This window comes from Flavobacterium sp. RSSB_23 (assembly GCF_051547145.1).
Lineage (GTDB): Bacteria > Bacteroidota > Bacteroidia > Flavobacteriales > Flavobacteriaceae > Flavobacterium.
Genome location: NZ_JBPTTO010000004.1, coordinates 213130 through 228198, shown reverse-complemented (window position 1 = coordinate 228198; position 15069 = coordinate 213130). Strand labels below are relative to the sequence as shown.

General features: G+C 33.9%; 19 protein-coding genes. 13 read left to right on the top strand and 6 right to left on the bottom strand.

The features are described 5' to 3' along the window. Positions 1-41: 41 nt before the first annotated feature. The 4 genes from ACSVH9_RS09130 to ACSVH9_RS09115 form a co-directional block, all read right to left on the bottom strand. The gene (locus ACSVH9_RS09130) at positions 42-611 is read right to left on the bottom strand and encodes a hypothetical protein (protein WP_438063453.1); all 570 of its coding nucleotides are present in this window, start codon (positions 609-611) and stop codon (positions 42-44) included. Positions 612-785: 174 nt separating this feature from the next. Beyond that, positions 786-1244: an FKBP-type peptidyl-prolyl cis-trans isomerase gene (locus ACSVH9_RS09125; RefSeq protein ID WP_438063452.1), complete on the bottom strand. Its 459-nt coding sequence runs from the start codon at positions 1242-1244 to the stop codon at positions 786-788. Between the two features lie 76 nt (positions 1245-1320). Continuing rightward, positions 1321-3183 (bottom strand): ABC-F family ATP-binding cassette domain-containing protein, encoded by a 1863-nt coding sequence (locus tag ACSVH9_RS09120; RefSeq protein ID WP_438063451.1) that lies wholly within the window; start codon positions 3181-3183, stop codon positions 1321-1323. 77 nt (positions 3184-3260) lie between these two features. Next, positions 3261-4178 (bottom strand): T9SS C-terminal target domain-containing protein, encoded by a 918-nt coding sequence (locus tag ACSVH9_RS09115; RefSeq protein WP_438063450.1) that lies wholly within the window; start codon positions 4176-4178, stop codon positions 3261-3263. A 114-nt stretch (positions 4179-4292) separates the two neighbouring features. Here ACSVH9_RS09115 and ACSVH9_RS09110 point away from each other — a divergent pair, with 114 nt between their 5' ends. The 13 genes from ACSVH9_RS09110 (at position 4293) to ACSVH9_RS09050 (ending at position 13099) form a co-directional block, all read left to right on the top strand. Further along, entirely contained in the window at positions 4293-5456 is a 1164-nt protein-coding gene (locus tag ACSVH9_RS09110; RefSeq protein WP_438063449.1) for a glycosyltransferase family 2 protein, read from the top strand. An 83-nt stretch (positions 5457-5539) separates the two neighbouring features. Further along, positions 5540-6850: a dihydrolipoamide acetyltransferase family protein gene (locus tag ACSVH9_RS09105; protein WP_438063448.1), complete on the top strand. Its 1311-nt coding sequence runs from the start codon at positions 5540-5542 to the stop codon at positions 6848-6850. A 175-nt stretch (positions 6851-7025) separates the two neighbouring features. Beyond that, the gene (locus ACSVH9_RS09100; protein ID WP_159685863.1) at positions 7026-7796 is read left to right on the top strand and encodes a 3'-5' exonuclease; all 771 of its coding nucleotides are present in this window, start codon (positions 7026-7028) and stop codon (positions 7794-7796) included. Positions 7797-7862: 66 nt separating this feature from the next. Further along, positions 7863-8474, top strand: a complete 612-nt coding sequence (locus ACSVH9_RS09095) for a fumarylacetoacetate hydrolase family protein (protein ID WP_315230758.1) — start codon at positions 7863-7865, stop codon at positions 8472-8474. Next, complete coding sequence (locus ACSVH9_RS09090) at positions 8474-8818, top strand: Hpt domain-containing protein (protein ID WP_159685868.1); 345 nt, start codon at positions 8474-8476, stop codon at positions 8816-8818. The genes ACSVH9_RS09095 and ACSVH9_RS09090 overlap by 1 nt, the downstream gene beginning before the upstream one ends. A gap of 43 nt (positions 8819-8861) precedes the next feature. After that, a complete protein-coding gene (locus ACSVH9_RS09085; RefSeq protein ID WP_438063447.1) occupies positions 8862-10112 on the top strand; it encodes a CinA family nicotinamide mononucleotide deamidase-related protein in 1251 nt (416 codons plus the stop codon). A gap of 74 nt (positions 10113-10186) precedes the next feature. After that, the gene (gene rpmB / locus ACSVH9_RS09080) at positions 10187-10423 is read left to right on the top strand and encodes a 50S ribosomal protein L28 (RefSeq protein WP_024980263.1); all 237 of its coding nucleotides are present in this window, start codon (positions 10187-10189) and stop codon (positions 10421-10423) included. Between the two features lie 28 nt (positions 10424-10451). After that, positions 10452-10634: a 50S ribosomal protein L33 gene (rpmG, locus tag ACSVH9_RS09075; protein ID WP_007805817.1), complete on the top strand. Its 183-nt coding sequence runs from the start codon at positions 10452-10454 to the stop codon at positions 10632-10634. A 69-nt stretch (positions 10635-10703) separates the two neighbouring features. Further along, positions 10704-10856 carry a DUF4295 domain-containing protein gene (locus ACSVH9_RS09070; protein ID WP_066310049.1) on the top strand — a complete coding sequence of 51 codons (153 nt, stop codon included), beginning with the start codon at positions 10704-10706 and terminating at the stop codon, positions 10854-10856. A gap of 114 nt (positions 10857-10970) precedes the next feature. Then, complete coding sequence (gene ftsY, locus ACSVH9_RS09065; RefSeq protein WP_159685873.1) at positions 10971-11924, top strand: signal recognition particle-docking protein FtsY; 954 nt, start codon at positions 10971-10973, stop codon at positions 11922-11924. Positions 11925-11930: 6 nt separating this feature from the next. Then, positions 11931-12092: a hypothetical protein gene (locus ACSVH9_RS09060; RefSeq protein WP_438063446.1), complete on the top strand. Its 162-nt coding sequence runs from the start codon at positions 11931-11933 to the stop codon at positions 12090-12092. Positions 12093-12381: 289 nt separating this feature from the next. After that, positions 12382-12822, top strand: a complete 441-nt coding sequence (locus ACSVH9_RS09055; protein ID WP_438063445.1) for a hypothetical protein — start codon at positions 12382-12384, stop codon at positions 12820-12822. After that, entirely contained in the window at positions 12803-13099 is a 297-nt protein-coding gene (locus tag ACSVH9_RS09050) for a DUF721 domain-containing protein (RefSeq protein WP_159685879.1), read from the top strand. Before ACSVH9_RS09055 ends, ACSVH9_RS09050 begins: the two co-directional genes overlap by 20 nt. A 166-nt stretch (positions 13100-13265) precedes the next feature. Here the strand turns inward: ACSVH9_RS09050 and ACSVH9_RS09045 are convergent, their stop codons facing one another. Together ACSVH9_RS09045 and ACSVH9_RS09040 are read right to left on the bottom strand one after the other, a co-directional pair. Next, entirely contained in the window at positions 13266-13685 is a 420-nt protein-coding gene (locus ACSVH9_RS09045; RefSeq protein WP_064715300.1) for a nucleoside-diphosphate kinase, read from the bottom strand. Positions 13686-13793: 108 nt separating this feature from the next. Next, on the bottom strand, positions 13794-15062 hold the full coding sequence (locus ACSVH9_RS09040; protein WP_438063444.1) for an acyltransferase family protein: 1269 nt from the start codon (positions 15060-15062) through the stop codon (positions 13794-13796). Positions 15063-15069: the final 7 nt, after the last annotated feature.

Here is a 15069-nt window from a genome sequence, read left to right as displayed (position 1 = left end):
TTAAACAAGTGGCGAAACAACAAGTTAATACTTTTGTTTTACTAGAAGAAAATGCCAATTTTTAATGATAATTCAGGATTTAAAAAAGGCAATTGATAGGACTTATTCTCAAGAATGAAGTGATCATTTCCAGCAATTTTACAACTCATTCCTGCCCAAGGTGATGCATAAAGGTTTTTGTATATTTTAAAATTATAACCAATACTGCCATTAAGCAAGAGATTTTCAAAATTGCGTTGTTTGTTGTTGGATTCACTTTCAATGCTGCTTTTCCAATAAACAGGCCCAGCGCCTATCCACCAACCTTTCCAGTTTTTTTTCAAAAAGTGATCTAAAAGAAGGGCATAAGCTCGAACATGATGATTAGTAAAACCTGTTTTAGTTGTAAAGTCTGGTAAATTGACATCAGCCAAAAGCGCTCTTGTGCGCCATTGCTCTTTGCCTATCCAAGCCCCTGCAAAATAGCCGCCTGTTGCATAAGGTAAGGCATCGAGTTCTACACCGAAATTCCATTTCTTTTCCGATGAGGTAGATATTGAATTGGTAGTGTCATGTTGTGCTTGGAGGCAAAAAGAGTAAAAAAGTACGATAAGGAATATTCTTTTTTTCATATCACTTTTATTATACGTGTTTTTAAAATTTGATTTCTCAAAAGAGTTTCTTAGGTTAAATTAGTAAAGTTTTCTTGTCTATAAAAATTATAAGGCTGTTATTTTATTTTTTGATTCCAAAGAAAAAGCCACTATCCAAAGAGGTAGCGGCTTTACTATTTTTAACAGATGAAATTAGTTTACAGAAATTAATTTTACATCAAAAATAAGGACAGATCCTCCTGGAATTGGACCATAATTATAACTTCCGTATCCCAAATGGGCAGGTACTAAAAGAACACCACTACCTCCTGTTTTAAAATAAGGAATGCCTTCTGTCCATCCTTTGATAACTTGATTTAAGCCAAATGCTATTCCTTCTGCTTTACTTTGGTCAAACACGTTTCCGTTAGTAAAATACCCTTTGTAAACTACAGTTACATTAGATGCTGCTGTAGGTTGTGTCCCAGTTCCTGGTTCATTAATGATATAATACAAACCTGAAGTGCTTCTTTGAGCGGTTAAATTATTTTTGGCGAGGTAATCCTTTATTTCTTGTTCATTTTTAGCGGTATAATCCGTTACCGTTTCAGTGCCTTTAGAACAAGAAATAAGAAGAGTTATTGCTAATAAAGCAGATAAAAGTTGTTTCATATGGTGATTAAGTTTTTTATAAATGCGAAAATAGTAAAAACACTATTTAGTAGAATTCTCTTTAAAAAAAAGGTAATTATCCTTCTAATTTGGCTAAAAGTTCAAACCAGCGTTCTTCTTTGCTTTCAATTTTTTTGATGATGTTTTCTAGTTCTTTGGCTTTTTTCTCGATTTCTGTATCGGCAACTTTTCCGTCTGAAAAAAGCTGCTCAATTTTGGACTTATCGATTTCTAAATCTTTGATTTCGCGTTCAATTTTTTGAAATTCTTTTTGTTCGTTGAACGTTAAATTTCCCGATGGATTATTTTGTTTCCATTCTTTTTTTTCTGCTTTATTGTCTTCTTTTTGAATCACATCGTTACTGTCTTCATAAGCTCTAAAGTCAGAGTAATTTCCAGGGAAAGTTTCTATTTCGCCTTGTCCTCTAAATACAAATAATTGGTCTACGATTTTATCCATAAAATAACGGTCGTGCGATACAACCACCAAACAACCTGGGTAATCTAAAAGAAAACTTTCTAAGACATTCAGTGTTACAATGTCTAAATCATTTGTTGGTTCATCGAGAATCAAAAAGTTTGGATTTTGAATCAAAACGGTACATAAATACAATCGTTTTAATTCACCTCCACTCAATTTTTCTACATAATCGTATTGTTTTTTTGCATCAAATAGAAAACGTTCCAATAATTGTGATGCAGAAATCATTCTTCCTTTGGCTAAAGGGATGAATTCTCCGTACTCTTTAATTACATCAATTACACGTTGTCCTGGTTTTGGGTTGATACCGCTTTGTGTGTAATATCCAATTTTGATTGTGTCTCCAACTACCACTTTTCCATTGTCTAAAGGAAGTGTACCAGTAAGTAGGTTTAAGAAGGTTGATTTTCCAGTTCCGTTTTTGCCAATAATTCCGATACGTTCTCCTCGTTGAAAATCATAACTAAAATTATCCAGAATAACGTGGTCCTTGAACTTTTTGGAAATTTTATGAAGCTCTACGATTTTGCTTCCCATTCGCTCCATATTAATTTCGAGTTCAACTACGTTTTCTTTTCTACGACTTTGTGCTTTTTCTTTAATTACATAAAAATCGTCTTGACGTGATTTGGATTTTGTAGTTCTAGCTTTTGGTTGACGACGCATCCATTCAAGCTCTTTTACAAATAAATTTTGAGCTTTATCTACACTAGCATTTTCAGAAGCAATACGTTCTTCTTTTTTTTCTAAATAATAAGAATAATTGCCTTTGTATTGGTATATTTTTCCGTTGTCGAGTTCAATGATTTCATTACATACGCGCTCCAAAAAGAAACGGTCGTGTGTCACCATAAACAAGGTGATGTTTTCTTTTGCAAAATAGCTCTCCAACCATTCAATCATTTCCAAATCGAGGTGATTGGTTGGTTCGTCCAAAATCAATAAATCTGGGCGATTAATCAATATTATCGCTAATGATAATCGCTTTTTTTGTCCTCCAGAGAGACTCTTTACTTTAAGTTTAAAGTCCTCTAGTTTTAATTTGAACAAAATTTGTTTGTATTGTGTTTCAAAATCCCAAGCATTATGACGGTCCATAGCGTCGAAAGCCTTTTGGTAAGCTTCTTCGTCTTCTGGGTTTTCTAGTGCTTTTTCATAGGCTTCAATAACTTTCAAACTTTCGTTATCGGAAGCAAAAATACTTTCCTCGATTGTTAATTCATCTTGTAATTTATTATCCTGAGATAAAAAAGCCATTCTGATGCTTTTTCTTAAAACAACTTGCCCAGTATCAGGTTCATCAAGACCATTAATAATGCTCATTATTGTTGTTTTTCCAGAGCCATTTTTAGCAATAAAAGCAATTTTTTGGTCTTTGTTGATACCGAACGAAATGTCTTTAAAGAGCGTTCGTTCTCCGAAAGATTTTGATATATTTTCTACAGAAAGGTAATTCACGAGTGTAATTTTTTGCAAAAGTAAGTTTTTAAAACGGAAGTTGCTATCCTTACTATTCAAATGGTTAGGTGTTACTTCTAGTTTTGTGACTTTAAAAAGCTACTCAAATCGATAGTATGCAATTGCGGAGAAGTGTTTATAAAAGGTTTTTTTATAGTTGCTTCATTGGTTAGATAAAATATTTTGCCGTCATTGGTTGTGATTCCCTCAATTTGATGAAACGGAAGTTTAATTTTTATTTTACGTTTTTTACCCTTCCAAAAGGCATTGTTTTGATAATCATCTATAATAAAAACAAAGGGATGAAGTGTTTTGGAATAACCACATAAAACGATGCCTTTTTTTGTTGGTACTACAGTTGCGTCTGTAATTAATCCTTTTACATTGAGTGTTTCTTGGTGCTGCGCTGTATAATTCCCAGGTGTTTTTGGTAATGAATAGATGCTAGTTTTTCTTGAACTCCATTCTTTAGTAAACAAATAAATACTGTCTTTTAAAATCACAAAAGCTTCACAATCAAAGTTGGTAGTATTTGCTTTTTGGGCGGAGAAATCTGTTTGTTTAGCATACGAAAAAGCGATAGTGTCAATAATAGGTCTTGCATCATAAAACGATTTTTTTTCAATTCTGTAAATACTTAAATCTTTTCTATTGCCTTTATAATTGTTACCAAAGTTACCTATATAAATGTATAAACTATCCTGAGAGATGGCCTCCCAATCCTTGTTCTTGATTTGTTTGAGCGTGATTTTTTTCTGAATTGCACCTGAAGTATTTAGTCCATAAATTGTAGCATCGCTATCGTCATTATGAGTCCATAGTTGATTGTCAAAGAACAATAAGCCGGACGTTTCTTTTATCGTATCTGATAATTTTACGGATGATTTTATTTTTATTGTTTTTATACTTGAAGGTGTCTCTTTGCTATTACTATTTGTGTAGCTTTGGCTGTAGGATGTTGAAATGCAAAACAATATAAGTAAAAAATTCTTCATAGTATTTTTTCGAATGATGTTGTAAAAATAAACAAATACATTTGTGGCATTTTTTTCTGAATAAGAATTATTATTTAAATTTTTAAAAGAAGGTTTTCAAATTACATTTGTATTATGCAACTATCAATTATCATTCTTAACTACAATGTTCGCTATTTCTTAGAACAATGTGTACTTAGTGTTCAAAAAGCACTAGAAAACATTGAAGGGGAAATTATTGTTGTAGATAATGCTTCTTCCGATGATAGTTGTGCTATGATGCAAACGCGTTTTCCAGAGATAACACTTATTAGGAATGCTGGTAATATTGGTTTCGCAAAAGGAAATAATATTGGAGTAGCAGCAGCTCAAGGGGAGTATATCTGTATTTTGAACCCAGACACTGTAGTTGCTGATGATACTTTTGTAAAAGTATTGGCTTTTGCCAAAGCACAAAAAAATCTTGGAATTATCGGAGTAAAATTGGTTGATGGTTCAGGTAATTTTTTACCCGAAAGTAAACGCGGTATTCCAACACCTTGGGTGGCTTTTACAAAAATAATGGGTTTGTATCGATGTTTTCCTAAGGTCTCTTTCTTTACCAAATATTATGCTTCTCATCTTCGTTCAAATCAAACAGGCAAAGTAGATATATTAGTCGGTGCTTTTATGTTTATGTCAAGAAAAGTCTATCTTGAAGTGGGCGGATTTGATGAAAATTGCTTTATGTACTCCGATGATATCGATTTGTCCTATTTAGTGTTACAAAAAGGGAAAGACAATTTTTATTTTCACGATACTACTGTTTTGCATTATAAAGGAGAAAGTACTATCAAAGACGGCGCTTATATGAAACGCTTTCAGCAAGCGATGCGTTTTTTTTATCAAAAACATTTTAAGGTTCCGTTTTTCTTTGAGCTATTTATGCAGATAGGGATTTTCTTTTTTTCTGCATTAAAAAGAATACAAGGAAAATCCAAAAAAATCAAAGCGCCAAATCATTATTTGTTGTTGTCTTCAAATGATAAATTGGTGGAAGAATTAGAGTCTGTTTTAGGAAAAAAAGTAGTTTTTAGACTTTTTGAAGGAGAAAAAATGGTAAATTCGTGTCTTTTTAAAACAAATGAAAGCGTAGAAATACTTTTAGATAATTCACATATCTCTTTTAAGGATTGTATCTCAATTTTAGAATCGTTAAAGAACCAAGGGTTTACTTTTAAAATTATCCCAAAAAGTTCTAATTTTTTGATAGGAAGCAATAATAATAACGAAAGAGGTACGATTATAGAAATTCGGTAAAAATTACATTAAATGTAATTTATATTTAAATTATTTATTAATTTCGCAAGCAGAAAATAAAAATCACCTTTTAGGTTAATAATATGGCAAGATTTGAATTAAAGCTTCCAAAAATGGGAGAAAGTGTTGCAGAAGCAACTATTACCAATTGGTTGAAACAAGTTGGAGACAAAATTGAAGCGGATGAAGCAGTTTTAGAAATTGCAACAGATAAAGTGGATAGTGAAGTTCCAAGTGAAGTTTCGGGAGTATTGGTTGAGCAATTATTTCAGGTAAATGATTTGGTTCAAGTAGGGCAAACAATTGCTATTATTGAAACCGAAGGTGGAGCGGTTACAGAATCTGTTGTTGCGAATGAAGTACCAGAAGAAGTAGTAGCTATCGAAAAAGCGATAGAAGTAGCCAAAGAAACGGTGCTTGCTCCTGTAGATTTTACGGAATCGGATAAGTTTTTATCACCTTTGGTAAAAAACATAGCTAAAGAAGAAGGTATTTCTATCGCAGAACTTCAGACTATTTCTGGAACAGGAAAAGAAGGAAGAATTACCAAAGCAGATATTTTAGAATACATTAAAAATAGAGGAAATCAACCTAAAGTTACTGCAACGCCATCCTTAATGGTGGATACCATAGCACCTGTGGCGACACCAGTAGCGGCAAAAGCAGCTCCAGTTTCTGTTAATGGAGGAGACGAAATTGTAGAAATGGATAGAATGCGTAAGCTAATTTCAGGTTATATGGTAGCTTCTGTTCAAACTTCGGCTCACGTACAATCATTTATTGAGGTCGATGTAACTAATATTGTAAAATGGAGAGACAAAGTTAAATCCGCTTTTGAAAAGAGAGAAGGTGAGAAATTGACTTTTACTCCTATTTTTATGGAAGCGGTTGCCAAAGCATTAAAAGATTTTCCAGGTATGAATATTTCTGTTGATGGTGATTTTATCATTAAAAAGAAAAATATCAATTTAGGTATGGCAGCAGCTTTACCAAACGGGAATTTAATCGTTCCTGTTATCAAAAATGCAGACCAATTGAATTTAGTTGGAATGGCTAAAGCGGTAAATGATTTAGGAAATCGTGCTAAAGCAGGAAAATTAAAACCAGACGATACTCAAGGAGGTACTTATACAGTTACTAATGTGGGAACTTTTGGTTCTGTTTTTGGAACACCAATTATCAATCAGCCGCAAGTTGGAATTTTAGCTTTAGGTGCCATTAGAAAAGTGCCTGCGGTTATTGAAACACCAGAAGGAGATTTTATTGGAATTCGTCAAAAAATGTTTTTGTCTCATTCTTACGACCATAGAGTGGTTGACGGAGCTTTGGGAGGAAGTTTTGTAAAACGAGTTGCTGAATATTTAGAAGCTTTTGATGTGAATAGAGATTTTTAATCGCTTTACGATACTAATAGTTAAAACCGACAATGAGTAATTCATTTGTCGGTTTTTTTGTAGATGTTTTTTTGCATTTGTTTTTTATACTCTTTTTTTTCTTTATAAATGTTGTAAATGTGTGTTCTTTAATCGTTTATAAAGATTTATATTTGCAGCCTTATAAATACCAAAAATGGAACTGAAACTAAATAGACCAATTTGTTTTTTTGATCTTGAAACAACTGGGATTGATATTGGAAAAGATCGTATTGTAGAAATTTCAATTTTTAAAGTTTTTCCAAACGGAAACAAAGAAAGTAAAACTTGGTTGGTAAATCCAACAATTCCTATTCCTTCCGAATCTACTGCGGTACACGGCATTACCAATGAGAAAGTGGCCAATGAGCCTACTTTTAAAGAATTAGCATCTCAAGTGCATTTGATGATTAAAGACAGTGATTTGGCGGGATTCAATTCAGATCGTTTTGATATACCTTTATTGGCTGAAGAGTTGTTAAGGGCAGGAGTTGATTTTGATATGAAAAATCGCGTATCAGTCGATGTTCAAACGATTTTTCATAAAAAAGAAGAGAGAACATTAGCAGCAGCTTTAAAATTTTATACTGGGAATTCACTCGAAAATGCCCACTCTGCTGAGGCGGATACTATGGCGACCTATGAAATTTTAAAAGCGCAATTGGACAGGTATCCTGAGCTAGAGAATGATATGAAGGCTTTGTCAGAGTTCACAACTCGAAAAAAAATAGCCGATTTTGCTGGAATGATAGCTTTTGATAAAGACAACGAAGAGATTTTTACCTTTGGCAAACACAAAGGTGTTAAGGTTGAAAAGGTGTTAGAAGCTGAGCCAGGTTATTTTAGTTGGATTCAAAATGCTGATTTTCCTTTGTATACCAAAAAAGTGCTTACGGCCATTAAATTAAGAAAGTTAAATACTAAATAGAGTGATTAGTGAATAGTAATTGGTGAATTGCTAATTACTATTCACCAATTACTATTCGCTAAGAACATGAAAATAATCTGTATCGGCAGAAATTATGCCAACCATATAGAAGAGTTGAAAAACGAACGACCAACGGAACCGGTGGTTTTTATGAAACCTGATTCGGCTATTTTGCTAAAGCAGCATCCATTTGTGATTCCAGAATTTTCGGAAGATATTCATCACGAAATTGAGTTGATTGTAAAAATTAGTAAAGTTGGAAAATACATAGAACCTAAGTTTGCACATAAATATTATGATGAAATTAGTGTTGGAATTGATTTTACAGCAAGAGATTTACAGGAAAAACTAAAACAAAAAGGGTTGCCTTGGGAAAAAGCAAAGGCTTTTGATGGGTCGGCGGTGATTGGAGAATTTTTACCCAAAACGCAATTTAGTTCATTAGAAAATCTTACATTTGAGTTGACCAATAACGGGCAAACAGTTCAAAAAGGCTGTTCAAGTCATATGTTATGGGCGATTGACGAGTTGATTGCTTACGTTTCTCAGTTTTTTACTTTGAAAATTGGAGACATTATTTTTACTGGTACGCCAGCAGGAGTAGCATCCGTTCGTCCAAATGATATTTTAGAAGGATTTTTAGAAGGACAACAACTATTTAGAATACAAGTAAAATAATGGCTTTAAAATACAACCTCTCCAAAGTGTATGCACTTTCCGATAATGATCCAGAATTTGTGAAGCAAATTTTGATCTTATTTGTTACTGAAGTTCCAGAAGATTTAAAAAAAATCAAAGAGGGAATTAATAATAAAGACCACAAACAAGCCTATGCTTTTGCGCATAAAATCAAGCCTACTTTAGATTTAATTGGTTTGAATGTTGCTTTCGAGGAAATACTTCAAGTAGAAGCTTGGACAAAAGTAGAGGGAAGAAAAAAAGATATTATTGAGACTTTTAAAAGTATAAAAAAGCGTGTAAAAGAAGCTGTTAAGGAAATCAAGAAAGATTTTGATTTATAGTTTTTTTTTAATTTTTCTCTATCCATAATTTATTTACTATCAAATGAAAGCAGCCATAATTACTATTGGTGACGAAATTCTTATTGGTCAAATTGTTGATACCAATTCTGGTTATATTGCCAAAGCTTTGGATCGAATAGGAATTGAGATAAAAGAAATGTTGTCTATTAGTGATGACAAACAAGCTATATTAGATGCTTTTCTTTATTTGCAGAACAATGTTGATATTGTAGTTATAACTGGAGGATTGGGGCCTACAAAAGATGACATCACTAAGAAAACCATTTGTGACTATTTTGATGATGAATTAGTTCGAGATAATGCTGTAGAAGCTCATGTGATTGCGCTGATAGAGAAAGCGCTACAACGAAAAGCTTCGCAAATGAATATTGATCAGGCTTTGGTGCCTTCAAAGTGTACTGTTTTGCATAATGAAGTTGGTACTGCGCCGGGGATGTGGATTAAAAAAGAACAAACGCTCTTTGTTTCTTTGCCAGGAGTTCCTTATGAAATGAAGTATTTAGTAGATTATCAATTGGTGCCTAAGCTTGTTGAAGAATATGAGCGACCTTTTATTATTCATAAAACCGTTTTGACTTATGGTCAAGGTGAAAGTTTGGTAGCGGAACGTATAGAAGATTGGGAGAATGATTTGCCAAATTTTATAAAATTAGCGTATTTGCCTGCGCCAGGAAGGGTTCGGTTGCGGTTAACGGCAAAAGGAAAGGACAAACAAGTACTGGAAACTGAATTAGAAATTCGATTAGTCGCTTTGAGTGCGCTAATTGGGGATATTATTGTTGGTTTTGACGAAGAGGAAACGCTAGAGTTTGTAGTTGGAAAACAATTAACCTTAAAAAATAAGACTTTAGCTACGGCAGAAAGTTGCACAGGAGGGAAAATTGCACAATTAATTGCAGGTGTCCCAGGTGCGTCAAATTATTTTAAAGGGAGTGTGGTGGCTTATGCTACCGAGATGAAAACGAAGTTGTTAGAAGTCTCTTTGTCGACTATAGAAGCGCATAGTGTTGTTAGTGCAGAAGTAGCAAAAGAAATGGCAATAAATTGTCAAAAAATCTTCGAAACGGATTATGCAATTGCTACAACGGGTAATGCTGGACCATCAAAAGGGGATTCGGATGCTAGTGTTGGTAGCGTTTTTATTGCTTTGGCCACACCCAATGGTGTCATAGTTGAGGGCTTTAATTTTGGTCAACCCCGAGAAAAAGTAATAGATAGAGCGGTTACTAAGAGTTTGGAAATGTTGCAAAAAGAAATTTTAAAAATTGTGTAATTATTTTTTGTTTCATCCGTTTATTTTTCTTTTCTTTGCACCCTGATTTTGAATAACGATAAAAGATAAGCATAATGTCAAGAGTTTGTGACCTTACAGGTAAAAGAGCGATGGTAGGAAATAACGTTTCTCACGCTATGAATAAAACTAAGAGAAAGTTTTCTGTAAACTTAGTGAAAAAGCGTTTTTATCTTCCAGAAGAAGATAGATGGATTACTCTTAGAGTAGCAGCATCTACGATAAAAACAATTAACAAAAATGGAATTGCAGCTGTTTTGAAAAAAGCGCAATCTGAAGGATTTATAAAATAATCTTTTTCCTAAATAAATATATAGCAAGATGGCAAAGAAAGGTAATAGAATCCAAGTAATTTTAGAATGTACTGAGCACAAAACAACTGGTGTTGCGGGAACTTCAAGATATATAACAACAAAGAACAAAAAAAATACACCAGATAGATTAGAGATTAAAAAATTTAATCCAATCTTGAAACGTGTAACTGTTCACAAAGAAATTAAATAATTAAAGATTTTAATAGCCTCTAGTTTTTGAAAATTAGAAATTTATTAAAATATAAAAAACATTTAAATCATGGCAAAGAAAACCGTAGCATCGTTACAAACCGCTTCTAAGAGATTATCAAAAGCCATCAAAATGGTGAAATCTCCTAAGACTGGTGCATATACATTCGTAGAATCAATTATGGCTCCTGAAGCTGTTGATGAATTTTTGAAAAAGAAATAATTCATACACACATTATACATAAGCTACTTTCATTCGGAAGTAGCTTTTTTATTTTTTATATTTACGCTCTAAGTGAGTGATTGTCTTTTTATTGTATTTATAAATAACTACCCCATGAGTTTTTTTAAACGTATATTTTCTACTGAAAAGAAAGAGACTTTAGATAAAGGTCTTGAAAAAACGAAAGTTAACTTTTTTACTAAATTAACGAAAGCCGTTGCTGGAAAGTCAAAGGTTGATGATGATGTATTGGATAATTTAGAAGAGATTTTAGTAGCTTCGGATGTTGGAGTTGCTACTACTTTGAAAATTATTACACGTATTGAAAATCGTGTTGCAGCAGATAAATATTTAGGGGTTGATGAGTTAAATGCAATTCTTCAGGAAGAAATTGCTGGCTTGTTATCTGAAACCAATAATGGTGAAGCTACAGAATTTGTAGTTCCAATCAATACTAAACCGTATGTATTGATGGTGGTTGGTGTGAATGGAGTGGGTAAAACCACTACTATTGGTAAATTGGCTTATCAGTTTAAAAAGTCAGGATACAATGTAGTTCTTGGAGCGGCGGATACTTTCCGTGCGGCAGCCATCGATCAGTTACAAATTTGGGCAGATCGTGTTGGAGTGCCTATAGTGCGTCAGGAGATGGGAAGTGACCCAGCTTCTGTAGCTTTTGATACCTTGCAATCGGCAGTGGCTCAAAATGCCGATATTGTGATTATTGATACCGCTGGACGTTTGCATAATAAAATCAATTTAATGAATGAGCTGTCAAAAGTGAAACGTGTGATGCAAAAAGTGGTTGCTGATGCGCCTCATGATGTACTTTTGGTACTAGATGGCTCTACAGGCCAAAACGCTTTTGAACAAGCCAAACAATTTACCGCTGCTACCGAAGTTACTTCTCTTGCAGTTACGAAATTAGACGGAACAGCCAAAGGTGGCGTTGTGATTGGTATTTCGGATCAGTTCCAGATTCCTGTAAAATATATTGGAGTAGGTGAGGGCATTGAAGATTTACAAGTCTTTAATAAGTTTGAGTTTGTAGATTCTTTCTTTAAATAGGTTGATATGAAAAATTTGAGCCCTTTATATTTGTACTTCATCAGTATGATTTGTCTTGTCTTGGCGAATTTTGTTAGAGGCAAAATGGATTATGCGTATGGCTTTTTTCTAGGAGCTGGCGTGGTTCTTTTTTTAATTGGTATTTACAAGAAGTTTAGTGCTAAGTAAAATTTGTTAAGAGCAGTTTTTTTTTTTGCTATTTATACTAATATATTGTTTTTCCATCTTTTTAATTTTCTTTTAGTTGCTTTCCTTTTTCTTTTAAAATGTGGAATGCAAACTGTTTTTCTTTGTTTCTTTACTTGATTTACGCGTACTTTGTAATTAGAGCAGACGTGTTGTTGTGCACTGTTTTTCTAGCCCTGATGGGAACGGCATCCTTGTGGTCCCGGGGTTCGGGACGACAAGATATAGTGGACAGCAGGAAATAGCTCCTAAAAAAATAAGTTAATATAATATGAAAAAAATAGTTGTATTTGTAACCCTTTGTTTGGTTTTTTTAGGGTGTCAACCTAAAGTTGAGAAGGAATCGGTGACTTTGTTGAATGGGTATTGGGAGATTGAGAAAGTGGTTTTTGAAGAAGGTGCCGATAAAGAATACCCGAGCAATGATAGTTTTGATTATTTTGAAATAAAAGGCGATACTGGATTTAGAAAGAAAGTAATGCCACAATTGGACGGTACGTTTCAGGCGAATGATTTGGTAGAAACGATTCGTATTCGAGAGAAAGATGATCAAATTTTTCTTGATTTCAAGACTGATTTTGCGCAATGGTCAGAGGAATTGGTAAAGATTGATGCAAAGGAATTGGTCTTGAGGAATGCAGAGCGAAAAGAGTATCACTATAAAAAAACAGGTCCGATAAAAATTATTGACAATGGCAAAACGACTAAATGATCAGAATACGGTAGGTGATGTTTTGAAGCATATTATTGAAGTTAATAAACTGCAAACAGGACTTAACCAGATTGATGTACGTGAGGCTTGGAAAAATTTGATGGGGAACGGTGTGAATCATTATACCAAAAATGTGATTTTGAAAGGATCCGTTTTGTATGTTGAATTGTCTTCTTCTGTTTTACGGGAAGAATTGAGCCACGGGAAATCGAAAATAATTGCGATGATTAATGAAGAATTACGTCGTGATGTGGTTAGAGACGTGGTGTTGAGATAAAGTAAAAGTGTTCTGTTTAGTATACCGACTAAATAACGTTTACTGAATTATAATTTTCAGGTAATAAAAAATCCCATTTTGTATAGAGCAAAATGGGATTTTTTTATGAGATAACTATTTTTAGTGCATTTTACTGCCCACTAAAAACTGTTTACTGAACACTGATTTAGAATTGCTCTCTTCCAGCAAAGTGGAAAGCACCTTCGATAGCAGCATTTTCGTCGCTATCAGAACCGTGAACTGCATTTTCTCCGATAGAAGTTGCGTAAGCTTTACGGATAGTTCCTTCAGCAGCTTCAGCTGGATTAGTCGCACCAATTAAAGTTCTGAAATCTTCCACTGCATTTTCTTTTTCTAAAATGGCAGCAACAATAGGACCACGAGTCATGAATTCTACTAATTCTCCAAAGAAAGGTCTAGCTGAGTGTACTGCGTAAAATGCTTGTGCGTCAGCAACAGTCAATTGCGTTAATTTCAAAGAAACAATTTTGAAACCTGCATTTGTAATCATTGCTAAGATGTTTCCGATGTGTCCGTTTTCTACAGCATCAGGCTTAATCATTGTAAAAGTTCTATTTGTAGCCATTTTTTGGTTTTTTAAAATTTGGTGCAAAAATAGACTTTTTTTGCAAATACAATTTGTGAAATTGTCATTTTTAAGTCAAATTTTTGATTATGCGATAAAATAGTGTGATTATACTTTAAAAAACAGTTTCTTTTGGTAGAAATACCACAATAAAAGACTCCAAAAACCTACATAAAGCAAAGCAAAGGCTAGTGAGGCATTCATTGGATTTTGGAAATGAGGCAAAACTCCAAATTCATAACTGTAGGTCCAAAAGTCGATTGGAGTGTTGTTTTTTGGATTTTGAACCGAAATCATTACCAAAGCTTGAGGAATGATTTGCGATAAAAAGAAAACAATCATGGGATTAACGCCCCAAACCAAAAATAGCGTGATTCCTTTTTTGAAATTGAGTAGGTCGATGCAATAGTATAAAATCGTCAAGATAAGCGTGGCCAATCCAGCGGTATAAAGTACATACGAACTGGTCCATAAGGCTTTATTGATTGGGAATATAGAACTCCAAAGCCAACCCAAGACCAGCAATGATGCTCCAATGCTAAGCATTTTTTGTGCTTTTGATTTTTTGGATATATTCATATTGAGTAATTGCCCAATTTGAAGGCCTAATAAACCTGTTACTATGGCAGGAATTGTACTCAGAATACCTTCTGGGTCCCAAGTTTTGGTAGCTTCCCAAACATGTCTTGATAACAACATTTGGTCCACCCAAGTAGCTAAATTGGTTCCTTTTTCGAGATTGGTAATTACAAAGCCAGGTGCAGGAACTAATGTCATTAGCGCCCAATACCCCAGTAGTAAAACACTGCTAACGATGAGTTGTATTTTGGGCGTAGTTTTTAAATATAAAAGAGAAGCGATGAAATATATAATCCCGATACGCTGTAAAACCCCAGGAAGACGGACGTTTTCATAAGCTGATATACCGCTGTAAGCAAGGAACATAAAAAGAATAAAACATCCAATGGCCAAATAGGTTTTGGTTTTTTGATTGAAATTCCCCATTAAAGCATAACCAACAATAGCTGTTATAAGTAGGCGAATAATCATTAATGGTGTTCCTTCAAGGTCTAAAAACTGAATTTTTCCGAAAAAGTTAAAGAACAAGCCAAGGTTTATCATGCGCAACGAACGAACAAAGATTTTGTTGAAGGTTGAGCTGTCGTAGGTTTTAGTAGGCATTGCAAAAACAATGGCGGTTCCCATAATGAAAACAAAAAATGGAAATACCAAATCGGTTGGGGTACAGCCGTGCCATTCTGCGTGACGTAAGGGAGCATAAATCGTGGACCAACTTCCAGGATTATTGACAACAGTCATTAATAAAATAGTTAATCCTCGAAATACATCCAATGAAATTAGTCGGTCTTTGCTCATGAAAAAA

What these genes read in the sequence shown, in the direction of transcription:
- ACSVH9_RS09130 (WP_438063453.1), bottom strand. Translation starts at nt 611, where the DNA reads ATGAAAAAAAGAATATTCCTTATCGTACTTTTTTACTCTTTTTGCCTC.
- ACSVH9_RS09125 (WP_438063452.1), bottom strand. Translation starts at nt 1,244, where the DNA reads ATGAAACAACTTTTATCTGCTTTATTAGCAATAACTCTTCTTATTTCT.
- ACSVH9_RS09115 (WP_438063450.1), bottom strand. Translation starts at nt 4,178, where the DNA reads ATGAAGAATTTTTTACTTATATTGTTTTGCATTTCAACATCCTACAGC.
- ACSVH9_RS09110 (WP_438063449.1), top strand. Translation starts at nt 4,293, where the DNA reads ATGCAACTATCAATTATCATTCTTAACTACAATGTTCGCTATTTCTTA.
- ACSVH9_RS09105 (WP_438063448.1), top strand. Translation starts at nt 5,540, where the DNA reads ATGGCAAGATTTGAATTAAAGCTTCCAAAAATGGGAGAAAGTGTTGCA.
- ACSVH9_RS09100 (WP_159685863.1), top strand. Translation starts at nt 7,026, where the DNA reads ATGGAACTGAAACTAAATAGACCAATTTGTTTTTTTGATCTTGAAACA.
- ACSVH9_RS09095 (WP_315230758.1), top strand. Translation starts at nt 7,863, where the DNA reads ATGAAAATAATCTGTATCGGCAGAAATTATGCCAACCATATAGAAGAG.
- ACSVH9_RS09090 (WP_159685868.1), top strand. Translation starts at nt 8,474, where the DNA reads ATGGCTTTAAAATACAACCTCTCCAAAGTGTATGCACTTTCCGATAAT.
- ACSVH9_RS09085 (WP_438063447.1), top strand. Translation starts at nt 8,862, where the DNA reads ATGAAAGCAGCCATAATTACTATTGGTGACGAAATTCTTATTGGTCAA.
- rpmB (WP_024980263.1), top strand. Translation starts at nt 10,187, where the DNA reads ATGTCAAGAGTTTGTGACCTTACAGGTAAAAGAGCGATGGTAGGAAAT.
- rpmG (WP_007805817.1), top strand. Translation starts at nt 10,452, where the DNA reads ATGGCAAAGAAAGGTAATAGAATCCAAGTAATTTTAGAATGTACTGAG.
- ACSVH9_RS09070 (WP_066310049.1), top strand. Translation starts at nt 10,704, where the DNA reads ATGGCAAAGAAAACCGTAGCATCGTTACAAACCGCTTCTAAGAGATTA.
- ftsY (WP_159685873.1), top strand. Translation starts at nt 10,971, where the DNA reads ATGAGTTTTTTTAAACGTATATTTTCTACTGAAAAGAAAGAGACTTTA.
- ACSVH9_RS09060 (WP_438063446.1), top strand. Translation starts at nt 11,931, where the DNA reads ATGAAAAATTTGAGCCCTTTATATTTGTACTTCATCAGTATGATTTGT.
- ACSVH9_RS09055 (WP_438063445.1), top strand. Translation starts at nt 12,382, where the DNA reads ATGAAAAAAATAGTTGTATTTGTAACCCTTTGTTTGGTTTTTTTAGGG.
- ACSVH9_RS09050 (WP_159685879.1), top strand. Translation starts at nt 12,803, where the DNA reads ATGGCAAAACGACTAAATGATCAGAATACGGTAGGTGATGTTTTGAAG.
- ACSVH9_RS09045 (WP_064715300.1), bottom strand. Translation starts at nt 13,685, where the DNA reads ATGGCTACAAATAGAACTTTTACAATGATTAAGCCTGATGCTGTAGAA.
- ACSVH9_RS09040 (WP_438063444.1), bottom strand. Translation starts at nt 15,062, where the DNA reads ATGAGCAAAGACCGACTAATTTCATTGGATGTATTTCGAGGATTAACT.